The sequence below is a fragment of the Halomonas sp. SpR8 genome (genome assembly GCF_031010195.1).
Taxonomy (GTDB): Bacteria; Pseudomonadota; Gammaproteobacteria; order Pseudomonadales; family Halomonadaceae; genus Vreelandella.
Genome location: NZ_JAUAMC010000002.1, coordinates 235,241 through 248,115 on the forward strand (window position 1 = coordinate 235,241; position 12,875 = coordinate 248,115).

Here is a 12,875-nt window from a genome sequence, read left to right on the forward strand (position 1 = left end):
TGTTATGTTATAACATAATTTTAAAGATGCGAACCACCAATGAACATTTGGATAGAGCTAGAGAATGCCGAGCGTGGTGAATGCCGCCCATTGGCGGCGGTGATCGAATCTATTCCCTGGAACACCGACGGCTTGATCACCGCCATCGCTCAGCAGCACGACAGTGGCGAGGTACTGATGTTGGCTTGGATGAACCACGAGGCGTTGCGCGAAACACTGGCCAGCGGGCAAGTCTGCTACTGGTCTCGCTCGCGACAGACCTTGTGGCGCAAAGGTGAGAGTTCCGGCAATCGCCAGCACCTAGTTGAGGCACGGCTAGATTGCGATGGTGACGCGGTGCTGTTACGAGTCGACCAACAAGGCCCCGCCTGCCACACTGGGAGACCCAACTGCTTTTACAACGCCATTCGCCACGAGACAGTCGAAGTCATCACCGCTCCGCTTACTTGAATCAAGACCCACAGCCAACCGAATGCGTAAGTACTACCACAACAGCAAGGAGTAATAACCATGCCTTTACTGGATAGCTTTACCGTCGACCACACCATCATGAACGCCCCGGCAGTGCGTGTCGCCAAAACCATGCACTCGCCTTCCGGTGATACCATCACCGTGTTCGATTTGCGCTTTAACAAGCCCAATGAAGCCATGATGGGTGAAAAAGGCATCCACACCCTAGAGCACTTATTTGCCGGTTTTATGCGCAATCATTTAAATAGCGACAGCGTCGAAATTATTGATATTTCGCCGATGGGCTGCCGTACCGGGTTTTATATGAGCCTGCTGGGAAGCCCAAGTGAAGAGAGTGTCGGCAATGCTTGGCTCGCCGCCATGCGCGATGTCTTAGCAGTGAAGCGAATGGAAGAGATACCCGAACTCAACGAGTTTCAGTGTGGCACCTTCGTTATGCACTCGCTAGACGACGCCAAACAGATTGCGCAAAGCATCATTGACCAAGGGATTGGGGTTAACAAAAACGACGACATCGCCCTCAGCCCTGAGCGACTAAAAGCGTTAGGTAACGACGTTAAATAACAGTCTGAGGCGGACAACAGCTTAAGCTGTTGTCCGATGCACCCCGCTTGGTTTTAACGAATAACCGTCACAGGACCGTGATCGTCACAGTGGTCATCGTGGGGATGATGTAAGTGGCCATCAACTAAGTAGTCGACATGGTCGCCATGGGGAACGGCTTCGTGGCCGCAACCTGGGCCGTGTACGTGACCCGCATCATGACCTGCACATTGGTGATTAGGTGTACACGCATCAGGATTTTTGTCCGACACCTCAATCACATGCTCATCAACATGATCGCTGTGGGGATGGTGCAGGTGACCATCGTGCAAGTAATCAACGTGGCCGTTATGCTCAATTTGCGTATGACCACAATTCGGGCCGTGCTCGTGTGGGTGATTTTGATGAATATTACAGCTCATCGTTGCCTCCTTGAATAGCATTGATAGATAACGTGTGGTTGATAGATAACGAATGGATCGTAGGTATTACTCTGACGCTTCTATCCCTTCATCAGCATGAGCGAGCGCGTTTTCAATTAACTGAACAACGTGCTGGTCGGCCAAACGATAATAAAGATGCCGAGCATCGCGCCGACGTTTCACGAGGTTGGCGTTCAATAGCGTTTGCAAACGTGCTGACACGGTGGATAGCTTATTGCCGTCAACCACCAGCTCGCCGACACAGCGCTCCCCATCTTTCAGTTGATACAGCAACAACAGCCTTGCCGGGTCTCCCAGTGCTTTGAACAAAGCGGCTGTTCGCGCTAGCTGTTGAGCGCTCGGCACAAGGTCAGGAGCAACCGACTCATGGACATGTGACTGGCAAAATGTCATTTAATATTCCAATATTCCATGTAATGACATCAGACTAGACCAAGAAACCGTGCTTGGCAATAAAACAATGCTTTTCCAGCGCTTGCCCGTTAGCCTGTTTAGGTCTGCTCAAACAGCTTTCCTGATAAACACGTTTGAAGAAGCCTAAAAAGCAAAATCCCCACCTACAATGGCGGGGATTTCCGGCTGTTGGCTTGCTTGCCAATTATCTTATCTGCATCACCAGCGATAGCTCACTTTAGCGCTGATTTCGCGACCCGGATTATAGTAATCAGCCGTGCTTGAGCCGACCACGTGCTGCTCGTCGAGCAAGTTACTGACATTAACGGCTAGGTCAGCATCTTTGGTGAGCTGGTAGCTGAAGGCCGCGTCAAACAGCGTTGTCGCACTGCTCTTGGATGTGTTGGCGACATCAAAGTAGTAAGAGCCGACATAACGGGCGCCGAGACCAACACTCATATCCTGGCTTGGCAAGGTATAGTAGCCCCACAGCGACGCCGTATGTTTGGGTGCAGCAGTAAACTCATTGCCCTCCCTGGAAGCATTGCTATCGCGCACTACTTCTGACTCCATATAGGAGTAACCACCGGCCAAGCTGACGTTATCGGTCAACTCAGCTTTCGCTTCCAGATCAAGGCCCCGCACTCGGGATTCACCCACGGTTTCTCGTTCAATAACGCCATTGTCCTGCACAACCGCGATAGTGACGTCATCCCGGGTCAGGTCATAGATAGCCGCCGAGAACAGCGCATTGGTACCAAAGGGAGCGTATTTCGCACCAATTTCGTACTGTTCGCCCCGTTCAGGCTCAACGCCAATCGTAGGCGGTGCGACCGACTCTACCATGCTGATATAGGTAGAAACTTCATCGGTGACGCGATAGGTCAGTGCACCGCGGAGTGAGGTCTCCGAAAAGTCATCGGAATCGGTGACGCCCGCCATGTTGGTGCTGGAGACATCCATTGAGTCGTTACGCACGCCCGCGGTCACGATGAATCGATCATAGAAGGACAAATTCTGGGTCAGGAAGACCGACTCAGTGGTGAAGTCCTGCTTGTTGCTGCTATAGACGTTGAGGCTACTCGGTGCACCACTAAAGACGGGATTTGCGATATCAATGGAGGTCGCATCCCCGTAAAACGAACTGTCTTCGGTAGAAGCATCGCGATACTCGACACCCACGAGCGTGCTGCTATCAACCCGGTCAAAGCGGGCGTCGTACTGCAGGATCGCGTTGCCGATCAACTCCTGAGCTTCGCTGTCGGAGCCAAAATAATCGCGATCCACCACGCTGCCTACTCGCGCTGCAGAGTCAGTGATATAGACGTAACCGAAGTCGTCGGTCAGATCGCTGTAACGCAGGTTACCCCGCAACGTCAGGCCGTTATTGAAATCATGGGTAAGCTGGCCGGTGATGCTGGTGCGCTCAACGTCGTGATAGTTGAAACCAGGCTCGCCAAAGAAATCGCTGCGATCATACTCCCGGTCAAGTGGGTAACCACCGCTATTGGGGGTGTCGTCACGCTTCAGATAGTCGAAAATAACACTCGCTGAGGTGTACTCAGTTGGCTCCCAGGCCAGGCCACCCATTAAGAAACCATTGTTATCTTTGGAGTGATCGTATTCTCGATCGCTGTCCCGGATAGTGCCGGTGAAACGGTAGGCCACTGTCTCGTCAGCGTTAAGCGTGTCACCCACATCCACACCGGCCTCTTTTGCGTCGAATGAACCGTAGGAGAGATAGCCCTCCCCAAAACGTTCAAACCTTGGCCGTTTGCTCACAAAGTTGACCGAGCCACCTGGATCCGCCGGGCCAAACAGAGTGGAGTTGGCCCCACGCAACACCTCAACGCGCTCGTAGGCGTAGGGTTCCTCACGAACACCGCGCATTGAACCTAATGTCAGCCCATCACGGTAGGTGGTGGCCTCGAACCCGCGGATTTTGAAATAGTCGTTCCGGTCATCGGTGCCGTAATAATCGGTGAGAATCCCTGGGGTATATTGCAGAACTTGCTCGGTGGTGGAGGCGTTGCGCTGCTCGATCTCCTTCTCAGTGATGACCGACACGGAGGCAGGTGTATCGAGAATACTGGTAGCAACCTTACCACCCACCCAAAGCTCCTGGGCCACTATCGAGTTGGCATCATCATCGGCATAGGCCTGGGCGTTGACGATAATGGGGGCGAGGCGATACCCCTCGTTATCGTCACTGCCGTCGCCGGTTTCCTGCGCGTTCCCGAGCATGGGAATAGTCACCAGCGTCGTGCCGCACAGAATGCCGGTAGTGGTCTGCTGCCACCGTACCCGACCTGCTTTGCGCCGGACTGTGCTATTGCTATCAGTCATGTTGAAGATCCCTTGAAATGAATAAACCTACCCTGCTCGCCTCGTGGTTTTCTTTTGAAAGGCCGGGAGAGTATCCGAAGCTAGCATCTTCGAGTCAATAGTGATAATACCAATCATAATCATTTATTTTGAACTTTTGATTATGATTGCAACACACAGTGACGCCATGCTCCCCCCGAACTACCCGTCATCTATCCAAGGTCGGCGCGCAACAATATCCCCTTAAGATTGAGCACGCCTTGGCTGCCAGAAAAGCCCGAGCGGGTCACCATCATGACCTGAGCCAATCACGAAGCGCCGCTGGTTCGAGCTCAATGCTTACTCAGTTGAGCGGGAAAAGAGGCTGCTCAATGGCACGCCCCACCTGCAGTACCTTGGCGTCATCAAATGCTTTGCCCATGATTTGGACGCCTATAGGCAGTCCTTGATGATCCTTGCCGAACGGCACGGTGAGCGCGGGCAGCCCGGTCACATTGGCAGGTGCACATAAGCGCACATACGCCTCGGTAACACTCTCTTGACTGCCGTCTTCCCAGGTAAACGTTTCCTGCTCTATACGCGCGGCTGTCTGGGGCACGGTTGGCGTCAGTAGAATATCGATTTCCGAAAACAGGCCACCCCAGCGCTGTGCGATCAGATGACGGGCGCGCTGTGCCTTCAGATAGTCTCCAGCGGGCAGCAGTTGTCCGGCTTCGAGCAACGTGCGTACATCGTCACCGTATAGCGATGCGGATTGGCGTATGTCCTTGGCGTGTACAGAGGCCGCCTCGGCCACCATCAGACCCCACTGGGTCGGAATGAGGTAGTCAGCCAGCGGAATATCCACCTCCACCAGCACCGCTCCTTGCTGTTCCAAATGCGCTGCCGCACGCCTAACAGCAGCGCCTACTGGCGCCGCAACGTGGTCAAAGTAATAGTTACGCGGGATGCCAACACGCAGCCCTTGCACATCCGCCTGCGCGTTGATATCAAAAGCGGCGGGCGGTTTGCGGCTGGCGGGGTCGCGCGCATCAAAGCCCATCACTGTCTGCAATAACAGGCCAACATCCTCTACCGTGCGTGCCATAGGACCCGCATGATCGAGTGACCAAGCCAGGGGCGCAACGCCGTGGCGTGAGACCAAACCATACGTTGGCTTAAACCCGACTAACCCATTAAGTGCTGCGGGCACTCGAATCGAGCCACCGGTGTCTGTCCCCATGGCTGCCCAGGCACCGCCATAAGCTACCGCTGCTGCAGAACCCCCACTGGAACCACCCGCCGTGCGCTGTGGATCAAGCGGATTGCGCGTTTGAGGTGTAGTCAGGCCGAAAGCAAACTCATGCAGATGGGTCTTGCCCATCAGTATAGCGCCGCCACGCAGCAAGGTATCCGTTACCGCGCTGTTAGCCTCTGCTCGATGCCCATCCCGAACACGGGAACTGGCCGTGGTGGGTTGGCCGGCAACATCGAAAAGGTCTTTTAGCGCGACAGGAATGCCATGCAGCGGACCACGGTAACGGCCATGATGAATGTCTCGCTCGGCCTCACGTCCCTGCTCACGAGCGGCTTCTTCCCATACAGATACAAACGCATTGATCTCTGGCTCTCGCGCACCAATACGCTCCAGGGCTGCATCCACCAATTCTACTGGCGACAGTTCGCGTGCTGCGATGGCGGCACTGGCTTGGGCCAGTGTCAGGTTTAATGGGTTTAGCATGGCTTGTTCTCCTGGCTGGCATCAAAAGCAAATGAAGGAGGGTATGATTCATCGATAGGTAATTCGTCGAGCCGGACAATTACCGTGTGTATGTGATGCAGTACCCCAGCGATCAGGGGCGCACGTTCAGAGGCCAGGGGCAGCCCCAGACTAGTCGCCAGAGCCAGGGTTTCCTCGGTGGACATAGGGAAGGTATTTTGAGCAGTCATGCTTGATTTCCTTTCTTCATTGAGGTGCGCGCTTGCATAAGCAGTAGGGTAATGGCCAGTAAGGCCAGTGCTGTGATCACCGCACCATAGACATTGACCGCTGCCAGCAAACCGACCCTATGAGCCAAGTAGCCGACAACCATCGTGGGCACGCTATGGGCCAGATAGCTTTCGATATAAAACACCCCCATCAGCGCGGCACGTTCATGGGGTTCGGCCAACGGGAGGACACTGCGCACAGCCCCGAAAAAGCTCGCGCCAAACCCAAACCCCGCAATGACCGACCCAACCAGTAGCAAGGCAGCGCCTTCCTGGTTAGCCCCTGTCAGAATGACGACCAGCCCGACGACCAAAGCAAACGCACCAGATAAAAGAGTTTTAAATGCACTCAGCTTGCGAGCTGCCAGAACCGCAGTGGCCCCGGTGAGCGGTAGAGCAGCAACGACAAGCCCCCCCAGCCACGGCGTATTCACATGCGTAACATCAACGATCAGCGATGGCATCAGCGATAGATAAAAGCCGCCCAACATCCACGCAGCCACATTCGCCGGGGTGACAGATAACAACGTCTTGCGCGCTTGCAGCGGCACGGTAATGCGTGGTTTCAGGCTTGCCCAGGCACCCGGGCGATACGTCGCTGTCTCCGGCGCCAACCAAAGCAAGGCCAACACCACTAGAAAAATAGCCAGCAGCAACACGTACACCATGTGCAGCGGATCAGGCGCCAACACGACCAACGAGGTGCTGCCTAGCGCGCCAGCTGCCATACCAAGCAGCGGCGAGATGCTGTTGATCACGGCCCCCCGCTCGCGGCTAAGATCGAGTATCGCCGCGCCGACTGCCGCAGTGGCCATGCCGGTGGCAAAGCCTTGCAGCGCACGCGCCCCCATCAGCCAACCCGGCCCGGTAGCACACAAAAAGCCCACCATGGCGATGATCTGTAGCGATAAAGCCAGGGCAATCACCGGACGTCGGCCAATATGATCTGACAGCCTCCCCGTCACCAGCAGTGCCAGAAGCAGCGCCAGCGCGTAAGCGGCAAAAACCACGGTCAGCAGTGTGGGACTAAAGCTCCATTGCTGCTGATAAAGCTGATACAGGGGGGTAGGCGTACTTGATGCCGCCAAAAAGGCAATCATTGTCGCTATGTGAAGGCAAATGGCACTGGAAGAAGACAGTCTCCAGCTCGAAGAATGGCGGGCGGTATCAGAAACGTTGATGGACATGATCCCTCTCAAAAGGCAAAATATTAGCGTTAAGGATCATAGACTCAACAAACCACTAAAGCAAATATTTTGCTTTAGTGGTTTGTTTCACCGTACCGGTGGCCGTACCGGCGAATAAGCACAGAAGGAACACATGACCACCACACCCACTCCCCGTCCAGGAGGCCGCAGCGCTCGTATTCAGGCTGCCGTTCATCAGGCCGTTCAAGAGCTGCAACAGGAACAAGGGCGGGCCGGGCTTACAGTGCCCGCTATCGCCAAACGCGCTGAAGTCACCCCCTCGACGATCTATCGTCGCTGGGGGGATCTTTCCCAGTTACTGGCCGACGTTGCCATCGAGCAACTACAGCCCGAGCAGCCGCCAGCCGATACGGGAAGTCTGCGTAGCGACTTGTTAACCTGGCTTGTTGAGTACTTTGAGGAAATGTCATCAGCCCCTGGGCGGGCAATGCTCCGCGATGTGCTAGGCACACAAGACCACGCTTGTGCGGGGAAATGTGATGGCCTCTTGCGTCAGCAGATCGAAGTAATAAACGAACGCGCCCTCGCCAGAGGAGAGCAGCCGATTGACATAGGGCTGGTCACCCAAATAGTAGTGGCGCCTCTGATGTATCGCATACTGTTTGCCAACGAAACGCCAACTACGCAAGCCATAGAGGCGCTGCTTGAACCGTTAGTCAGCTCAGCAGATGGCTGACCTCATCCGTAGTATGTAAGCGTTGCGGCTAGCCAGCGACATAGCGGTCATAGCACTAAATTAGACGTATCTCACTCGGCGTTAGCAGCGGCCTCTAAACGACCACGTACACGCGGGCAAAGAGCGTTAGGAGCGCCCCAGCCAGGCATTGACATCTTTTACACCAACCTATTCTATATAGGAATTAATACTATAAAAACAATGAATTTCTGTTATTAATCCCTTTCCCATAATATTCCTCTTCTGGAGCAGGCCATAACAGCAGCTCGTGCGCTTTTGGTTAGCACTGCTTCTTTAAAACTATGCTTCCAAATTTAAAACTATGCTTCCAAAGCCATCTTTCCAAAATTCATGCCTCCAAAGGGGATAACGATGCCAAGGCAAGCCGCTGCATGGAAGGTGAACCTGTGGGTTACGGGATCAGGATCGTTTATCAACATTGTCGCCATGACGATCATGCTGCCTTTTCTGCCTCACTATCTCGGTAACCTTGGGGATTACTCGGAGGGAGAGACCTGGGTATGGTCAAGCCTGGTGTATGCCTCGACCTTTCTCACCGCCGCGCTGTTTGCGCCTTTATGGGGACGCCTATCCGACATCTATGGCTGCAAGATCAACTTGGTACGGGCCAGTGTCGGCATGCTCGTTTGCATGACGCTTATGGGGTTGGCTACCAGTGTCTGGCAGATGGTCATATTGCGGTTACTGACAGGCGTGGCCGGCGGTTACACCTCAGGTGCGACGATTCTCATGGCGAAGGAGGCGCCTGAATCCCGCGCGGGGCATGCGCAGGGGGTACTGTTTGCCTGCATATTAGCGGGCAGCCTGGCAGGCCCCCTGCTGGGCGGCTTTATCTCCGCGCGCCTTGGCATGCGTGAGGCGTTTTTCATTACCGGCAGCATGATCCTCTTGAACGTTATCGCCACCCTTTTTCTGGTCAAAGAGCAGCCTACGCCACAGCGGTCACGTAAAGAGGGAAAAGCGCCCGCCGCGCCTTTCGATTTCAGGATCTGGGCACTGTTGATCGCCACCCTAGGGCTGCTAGTAGCTAACCTGTCGATAGAGCCCATCATCGCAAGCGTTGTGGAAGGCGTGTATCACGCCCCTTTAGAGACAACGTTAGCGGCGGGGATCGTTCTGTCGGCCACCGCCTTGGGGAGCCTGTTCTCGGCGCTGACGCTAGGCCGTTTGGCTGACCGCTATGGCGCCATGCGTGTGGCCGCCTATAGTTTCAGCTTGGGCGCTTTGCTCATTCTCCCTCAAGCCTTTGTGACGGATGTTTATACGTTAACAGGGCTACGTTTTGCGATGGGGCTCGCCCTGGGCGGCGTGCTGCCGTGCCTAAAATCGGCCCTCAAGCATGCCTACCCCGATGCCGGAAGCCTTGGGCGAGTGATGGGTGTTTCTACTTCTTTTCAGTATATCGGCCAGGTAGTGGGACCCTTAATGGGAGGCGTGGTGGCTGCCAGTTGGGGCATCCACTACGCCTTTTATGCCACCGCAGCAGCGGCAGCGTTGTGTGCGCTGCTCATTACGATCAGTCGGCGGCATTTGGGTGAGCCGGTGCCTGCATAACGGCCCCGGCTACTGTGCCCAGGCAGTTACCGTTTCATGCATCCATGGCAAAAGAATGCGATCTGACTCAGTGCGCCTCGACAGCGGCACGCCCTTTGATGATTGAGCGGGCAAGCAGCAGATACGCCACCGAGCCGCAGGCGGCCATGGCCAGGATAACCGCTCCAAGCGTATGCGGCAGCAGGGCAGACAGTGCGCTCAGAATCCCAGCGATGCCGAACTGGGCGGCGCCCAGAAGCGCTGCGGCCGTTCCACTGCTGGTGGGAAAGAACTCCAAAAAACAGGCCTGAATATTCGGCGAGATCGCCCCTACCGCACCGATGGTCAGCATCATGGCGGGCAGGAAGGCATAAAGCGGCCACTCCATGAAGGCAGCCATCACCAACAATACGATACCGACCGCCTGACAACCCGTCGCCAACTGCAAGATACGCAGCGACGGCAACCGAGAAAGCAGCACACGATTGAGAATATTGAAGATAAGCATCGCGACGATATTCGCCGCAAACAGCAGTGAAAAGGCCGAAGGCGACTGACCAAAGTGCCCCTGATAGATAAATGACGCATAGGTGATGAACATCATCAGAGTAGAAAACGAGGCAGCCTGCCAAACGATGAACGGCAGGGCTGGCTTTGTCGACAGCACCAGTTTGTAACGCGCCAGTAGGCTCATCTGAGGGCTTTTAGCTCGCGACACCTTGCCCGTGCCAGTAAAGAGCACGCGCACCAGCAATGGCACCAGCAGCAGCGCGTACGCCGCTAAAGCAAAGAAAATAGTGTGCCAGGAACCCAACAACAGAATCGCGCTACCTACGCTAGGCGCAATGCCCGGCGCCAACACCATGATAAAGCCCATCATCGAGAACAGCTTCGCGGCGTCGCGGCCCGCCACTCTGTCGCGCACTAACGCGGGTACCGATACCAGGGTCAAACCGGCCCCAATGGCTTGAATGGCCCGCCCTCCGAGTAGGGAGTTCAGGGAATCCGCCATACCAATGACAATGCTTGAGAGCGCAAAAATCACTAGCCCGCTCATCAGAACCCGCTGCCGTCCGAAGCGATCCGAAAGCGCACCGCCGATCAACTGACCCAACGCCAGCGCAAAGACATACACCGACACACTCAACGATACCGCCTGCTGAGAAATCCCCAGCGATTCGCCGATGACCGGAAAGGCCGGCAGATACGTATCCATAGAGAACGGGCCCAGCATCATGGTCAATGCCAGGCTCAGCACCACAATGAACGGCGTTTTAGATTGGGTCATAGCAGCTCGCGGTATAAGGGCGTAATGATGGACAACATCATTGATATGATAACGACTGAGACTATCAAGGCAATCGAATAGACAACGAGGGATATACTGCATGGCGGTAATCTACACAACATTCGGCCAGTCTCTTATAGATTAGCTCGGCTATTCTAAGAACTATACTAAGAGCCATGCGAAGAACCATGCTAAGAACCATGCTAAGAACCATGCTAAGAACTATGCTAAAGACGATGCTGAAAGAACATCCCCAACAAGGAGACCAGGATACCTACCCCCAGCCAGAGCGACTCCATCTCGACAGCGATGAAGCGACCGGCTATCCAATCACCCCGCTGCCGGTGCTATCAATTGTTCGATGAACGGGGCAGATAGATGAGACTGCCACAGCAACCTGCAACGTTCACTTTGGCAGCTAACGCCGGAGCAAGAACCGCAGGGATGTGCCACAGTCCGGCCGGCATCACTCGCGTGCTCCTGCCTTGTCTGGGTGGCTACCCAGCATCAGAAACACCACCACCGACAGCAAGGCGATCAGAATCGCAGCGACTGTCAGTAGGATCGAGTGCGTGGTGGAGAACGCCGCCTTCGCGGCCATGATGAGTGCATCCGCCTGATCTGCGGCAAGTCCTTGTGCCACAACGATGCTGTCACTGATCGAGCGCGCAGCCTGTGCACCGAGGGCTGGCTCCAAGTGTGACGGCAGCACGATGGTATTGGTGTACACGCTGGCCATGAAAACCCCGAATAGGGTGATGCCTAGCCCACTACCCAATTCATACCCGGTGGCTTCCAAAGAGCCTGCAGCACCTCCTTTACTGGCATCCACGGCCCCCATAATGGCAATTGAGGAAGCGGTCAGACCGATGCTCAACGTTAGCCCCAGCACGGCCAACGCTGTTGGCACTGTCCAGTCAGGTGCGTGGAAGTCAGCTCGCGCCAGATAGGCCAGAGCGGCTGCCGCGAACCCCATCGACATACTAGCAACCCGCCGTAAGCCAAACCGGTTGGAGAGGTAGCCCGCAACGGGGCCACCGGCTGCTGCGGCCGCCATGATCGGCACCATGAAAAGGCCAGCCTGCAACGGCGTCTTGTCCAGCACATACTGCAACTCTTGCGCCAACGTCAGTTCGACGCCTGCCAGCGCGCCGGAGGCCACTAGCGCCATCACCATGCCAGCGACAATGGCCGGATGGCGAAATAGCGATAAGTCCAGCATCGGCTCCGCCGAACGCAACTGGATACGTGTAAACCAGAACAGCATCGCTAGCCCCAAGAGGAGCACCAACCCTGCACGCCACAGCGGCTGCCCCGCTCCCATCCCGGACTTGATGCCGTAGACCACAGCGATGATGCCAACAAGCAGAAACAGGGCCTGATCGAACGCCCATTTGCCTGGTGTCGTCGCCTCGCGGCGCGGCAGCAGTGCATAGGCAACCGGCGCCACCACTAGCATGATGGGCACATTGATGAGAAATACCGAGCCCCACCAGTAATGTTCCAGCAAGGCACCACCAATCAATGGGCCCACTGCCGCGCCCGCGGCCCCCACCGTTCCCCATAAGCCAAGCGCCATCGCACGCTCGCGCTCGTCCTCGAAGGTTTTACGGATGACACCCAGAACACAGGGCATGATCATCGACCCGCCAATAGCTAGCAGCACTCGAGCACCGATCAACATGGCGGGTGTCGTCGAGAATGCCGCCAGTAGTGACGCCACCCCGAACACCAAGAGCCCGGTCAGCAGCACACGACGCGTACCGATTCGGTCAGCCAGGGTGCCCATCGGCACCAGCAGGCCCGCCATCAGCAACGGATAAATATCGATGATCCACAGCACTTCGGTGCCAGTGGCACCCAGCGCCGGCGTCAGCACAGGTACCGCGACGTGCAGAATCGTCATATCGATGACAACAGGCAGGAACGCCAGCATGACGGCAAACAGAACCAGCCACCGTTGTGGGATAGCAGCAAACATTAGCTACTTAACTCCTGAATAATTG

Annotated in this window: 13 protein-coding genes; 5 read left to right on the forward strand and 8 right to left on the reverse strand. The window is 55.6% G+C overall.

What is annotated here, in order from left to right; translation table 11 throughout:
* Positions 1–39 precede the first annotated feature (39 nt).
* Together hisI and luxS are read left to right on the forward strand one after the other, a co-directional pair.
* Positions 40–450, forward strand: a complete 411-nt coding sequence (gene hisI, locus QT230_RS04445) for a phosphoribosyl-AMP cyclohydrolase (RefSeq protein WP_308320371.1) — start codon at positions 40–42, stop codon at positions 448–450.
* A 60-nt stretch (positions 451–510) separates the two neighbouring features.
* Positions 511–1,035, forward strand: a complete 525-nt coding sequence (gene luxS, locus QT230_RS04450) for an S-ribosylhomocysteine lyase (RefSeq protein ID WP_308320372.1) — start codon at positions 511–513, stop codon at positions 1,033–1,035.
* Positions 1,036–1,088: 53 nt separating this feature from the next.
* On the opposite strand, the gene QT230_RS04455 is transcribed toward luxS, so the two are convergent.
* From QT230_RS04455 to QT230_RS04480, 6 genes are all read right to left on the reverse strand, one after another.
* Positions 1,089–1,436 carry a hypothetical protein gene (locus QT230_RS04455; protein ID WP_308320373.1) on the reverse strand — a complete coding sequence of 116 codons (348 nt, stop codon included), beginning with the start codon at positions 1,434–1,436 and terminating at the stop codon, positions 1,089–1,091.
* Between the two features lie 66 nt (positions 1,437–1,502).
* The gene (locus tag QT230_RS04460) at positions 1,503–1,850 is read right to left on the reverse strand and encodes a metalloregulator ArsR/SmtB family transcription factor (protein WP_308320374.1); all 348 of its coding nucleotides are present in this window, start codon (positions 1,848–1,850) and stop codon (positions 1,503–1,505) included.
* 219 nt (positions 1,851–2,069) lie between these two features.
* Entirely contained in the window at positions 2,070–4,196 is a 2,127-nt protein-coding gene (locus tag QT230_RS04465; protein ID WP_308320375.1) for a TonB-dependent siderophore receptor, read from the reverse strand.
* Between the two features lie 322 nt (positions 4,197–4,518).
* Positions 4,519–5,895: an amidase gene (locus tag QT230_RS04470; RefSeq protein WP_308320376.1), complete on the reverse strand. Its 1,377-nt coding sequence runs from the start codon at positions 5,893–5,895 to the stop codon at positions 4,519–4,521.
* On the reverse strand, positions 5,889–6,104 hold the full coding sequence (locus QT230_RS04475; protein WP_308320377.1) for a hypothetical protein: 216 nt from the start codon (positions 6,102–6,104) through the stop codon (positions 5,889–5,891). The genes QT230_RS04470 and QT230_RS04475 overlap by 7 nt, the downstream gene beginning before the upstream one ends.
* A complete protein-coding gene (locus QT230_RS04480) occupies positions 6,101–7,330 on the reverse strand; it encodes an MFS transporter (protein WP_308320378.1) in 1,230 nt (409 codons plus the stop codon). The genes QT230_RS04475 and QT230_RS04480 overlap by 4 nt, the downstream gene beginning before the upstream one ends.
* A gap of 133 nt (positions 7,331–7,463) precedes the next feature.
* Between QT230_RS04480 and QT230_RS04485 the strand changes: the two genes are divergently transcribed.
* Together QT230_RS04485 and QT230_RS04490 are read left to right on the forward strand one after the other, a co-directional pair.
* Positions 7,464–8,027, forward strand: a complete 564-nt coding sequence (locus tag QT230_RS04485) for a TetR/AcrR family transcriptional regulator (protein WP_308320379.1) — start codon at positions 7,464–7,466, stop codon at positions 8,025–8,027.
* Positions 8,028–8,399: 372 nt separating this feature from the next.
* The gene (locus QT230_RS04490; RefSeq protein WP_308320380.1) at positions 8,400–9,602 is read left to right on the forward strand and encodes an MFS transporter; all 1,203 of its coding nucleotides are present in this window, start codon (positions 8,400–8,402) and stop codon (positions 9,600–9,602) included.
* 67 nt (positions 9,603–9,669) lie between these two features.
* On the opposite strand, the gene QT230_RS04495 is transcribed toward QT230_RS04490, so the two are convergent.
* Positions 9,670–10,869, reverse strand: a complete 1,200-nt coding sequence (locus tag QT230_RS04495; protein ID WP_308320381.1) for a Bcr/CflA family efflux MFS transporter — start codon at positions 10,867–10,869, stop codon at positions 9,670–9,672.
* Positions 10,870–11,105: 236 nt separating this feature from the next.
* Between QT230_RS04495 and QT230_RS04500 the strand changes: the two genes are divergently transcribed.
* Complete coding sequence (locus QT230_RS04500; RefSeq protein ID WP_308320383.1) at positions 11,106–11,234, forward strand: hypothetical protein; 129 nt, start codon at positions 11,106–11,108, stop codon at positions 11,232–11,234.
* Positions 11,235–11,335: 101 nt separating this feature from the next.
* Here QT230_RS04500 and QT230_RS04505 read toward each other — a convergent pair whose 3' ends face one another.
* On the reverse strand, positions 11,336–12,850 hold the full coding sequence (locus tag QT230_RS04505; RefSeq protein ID WP_308320384.1) for an MFS transporter: 1,515 nt from the start codon (positions 12,848–12,850) through the stop codon (positions 11,336–11,338).
* Positions 12,851–12,875 lie beyond the last annotated feature (25 nt).